This window comes from Bacteroides sp. AM54-2NS, assembly GCF_003602935.1.
Classification (GTDB): Bacteria; Bacteroidota; Bacteroidia; order Bacteroidales; family Bacteroidaceae; genus Bacteroides; species Bacteroides xylanisolvens.
Window position 1 is genome coordinate 1 of the sequence record NZ_QTMZ01000105.1, and the last position, 2,922, is coordinate 2,922.

Sequence of the window (2,922 nt, forward strand, 5' to 3'; positions counted from 1 at the left end):
GCAGCACCCGCAATCTTGCTCATCCAACCAAAGCGTCCGAATACCATGAAGGCGGCAGCCACCAGTCCGACGATGCTCATACCCGACACGTTGCCCTTGCCGATATTGCCAAAGAGATTGCCTATCATGTCGCATCCTACGCCTCCGAACATATTCCTAAAGAAATCACTGATGCCGCTGAACTGGGTGTCCATCTTTCCGGCTACAGTGTTCACCGCATCAACGGCTTCACCAGCCTTGCCCGTCAGACGTTGCACATCGTTGGCGGTTTGTGCCACCGCTTCCGTGGCATTCTCGCCGATGACAGCATCACCTACGATGCGTGCCACGCTCTTGTCTGTGGTCAGCTTCTCCCATGTCACATAGCCTGCGGCACTACCCACTGCGGCCGTCTGCATAGCCTTGCCGGCTCCCATAAGGGTGCGTTGCGGGTGGAGTGCCGCACTGCCTAAGGTCTTTCCAGTTACTCCGATGACATGGCCAGTACCTCGTGCCGCCTTGCCACCATATTTCAATAATGAACTCCAAAATCCCATATCTTATCGTTTTTTAATCACGGTTTGACTTCGTCTTCTTCTGTCACGACTCGGCATAGCTCGAACAAGTTCGGCTCTGCTCTCGCTGCTCCATCAGTTTACGTTCTTGCCCACCTGCTTCCACCGCCTCTTGGCAGCCGCTGCTATCTCGGCTTTGTTCGCTTTGGTGGGTCTTGCCCCTTCGTCTATCTCCATCCAAACATCGCCCATGGTGGTGTATTTCACCGCCCTCGTCAGTCGCTTCAACTGCTTGTTCATCTTCTTCAGTTTGGGTCGGATGCCGAAGACTATCTCCACACGCTCCTTCTCGGTCATCTTGTTGCCCGACAGGCATACCGTGCGTATGTCATTAACTATCTCGATGCTGTTCATAATCAGCTCGCGGTATATCTTGTTGCGCTTGGCTGACAGGGCTACGGCAAGTCCGTTGGCAGGATGGGCATCCAACTGCGCCACCAATCCACCCATATTGTCCACCAACTGACCTATCTCGTGATAGAAACCATATATCTGTGCGGCATAGCTGACGATGGAACGGAAGGAGTCCAGATAGTTGTTGAACTCCCGCTGCAGGTCGGTAGTGGCTTCCACTTCCTCCTTGGTCCAGATATGGCCGGTGGATTGTAGCAGCATCACTTTCTCCTGATTCTTCAGTTCTTTCTCCGCCTTGTTGGTGTACATCAGAATCATCCCCGCAAGAGTCGGGTCGTTCTGCGCCCGCACTCCTGCAAAAGATGATATAAACATAAAAATGGCAATTGATATGAAATACTTCATGACTGATTCCTTTATCGTTAATCACTGATGGTCATACGTCCTGCTCTGCGCCATCTGCTAAGGGCTTGGGTGGCTATCTCTCCATTGCTTCGGTCTATCATCCCTGCCGTCACGCCGTTCCACACATCGGTCATGGTGTAATATCGTATAGACAGATAAAGACGATGCAGCTTCTTGCTGAAGGCACTCAGCTTGTCGTTCAGTGCCCACAGCGTCTTGCTCCTTTCCGCACCAGTCAGCATGTTCTCTTTGCCTCCTTTGGCGACTGCATCTTTCAGCAGTGTGAAGACGGACACCAATTCCGTGGCGGTCTCCATATACAGGTTGTTCATCGAGAGGGTGGCAACGATGCCTTGCGGATTATTGTTGATGGCCTTGCGCATCTTACACAAGGTGATGAATATCTTCACTCCATCGTCGTACAGATAGGTACAGGCTTTGAGGGAAGAGGCATAACCACTGGCGGTTTTCAGATAACTGTTGTACTTCTTCTCCCATTCGTGTATCTTGGTGAACTCTGCGGCGATGGTATTCTGCAACAGGGCAGTCTTGGTCTGACCTTTGATTTCCTTCTCTATCTCACCGTTGATGGCTTCGTTGCCCTCTGCTAATGCCATCCATTCCAAAGGGTTGGCAGTCACAATCTGTGCATGGGCTGACGGCACGCTCAGTACCAATGCCACGACAATGAACCAAATCTTATCTATTCGTAATCTCATATACGCCCTTTCTTCGTTTGTTCGTTTCTACTCTTGTTCGTATCACACTCACCACGTCATAGCTGTTGCTGATGCCGGTCATTTCCAGTTTCGGTGTCGTTCTATCCATCGACAACACGGTCACGCTTTTCAGTCCGCATAACTGTTGTATCAATGTCTGATGCTCGGCAAAGTCCACCACTCGGTACAACTCCATGTAGTTCACGCTCCGCTGAAACACTCCGTGCTCACAGATGAGTTGCTCGCTCCCGATATGGTAGCGGATACTCCTCAGATAGATGAATCGGTAGAGTAAACAGAGGGAGAACAGGAGGCTGAAGACAAGCAACAGGGTACTATATGCACAACCGGGCAATCCTCCGATTAGGAGCATTGCCACGCACAACAGCAACAGAGGCAGTTCGTTGATGAAAAACTGTCCGATGCTGGGGCACAAGGTGATGATGCTATTATCTTCTTGTCTCATACGCTTCTATGATATGTGTTCTTTTCTTCTTTTTCCCTTTGTTTCTCTGCCTTGCCGGCTGCGATAAACTCGGCATAGTCGAAGGTATCTGGTTCGCCCTTGGCAATCAGTTCTGCTGATTTCTTGTTGAGCAGCGCATCGTTCCAGTCCTTGTAGCAACCCAATGGATGATAGGCTTGCACATGCTCGTGACGGAAGCCCATCTCTGCTGCCACCTTCCTGAAGTTTGCAACAAACTGCCGCCCTGCATCGTCCTTGTCAAAACCCAAATAGTGCCGTGCGTTGGGAGTAACGGACAGAAGTCCTCGCATCTGTCCCTCGGTGGGTGTGCCGCCCGTAGATACATACACCATCTTTACAGGATTTATCTGATACTCTGCCATGGCATCGTAGGCACTCTCAAACCATACAATTTCGCTTGCTT

The 2,922-nt window shown here is 50.8% G+C and carries 5 protein-coding genes; all 5 read right to left on the bottom strand.

Annotated features, from left to right (window positions below):
• On the bottom strand, positions 1-536 hold a 536-nt coding region (locus DXA05_RS25765; RefSeq protein ID WP_128859777.1), incomplete at its 3' end, for a hypothetical protein.
• Positions 537-629: 93 nt separating this feature from the next.
• Entirely contained in the window at positions 630-1,313 is a 684-nt protein-coding gene (locus tag DXA05_RS25770; protein ID WP_005816248.1) for a hypothetical protein, read from the bottom strand.
• Between the two features lie 17 nt (positions 1,314-1,330).
• Positions 1,331-2,032, bottom strand: coding sequence for a hypothetical protein (locus tag DXA05_RS25775; RefSeq protein ID WP_005816246.1), 702 nt, complete (start codon positions 2,030-2,032; stop codon positions 1,331-1,333).
• Entirely contained in the window at positions 2,013-2,498 is a 486-nt protein-coding gene (locus DXA05_RS25780; protein WP_005816244.1) for a PH domain-containing protein, read from the bottom strand. Before DXA05_RS25780 ends, DXA05_RS25775 begins: the two co-directional genes overlap by 20 nt.
• Positions 2,495-2,922, bottom strand: a 428-nt coding sequence (locus DXA05_RS25785; RefSeq protein WP_165861571.1) for a toprim domain-containing protein, incomplete at its 5' end; no start/stop codon positions are given. The genes DXA05_RS25785 and DXA05_RS25780, both read right to left, overlap by 4 nt.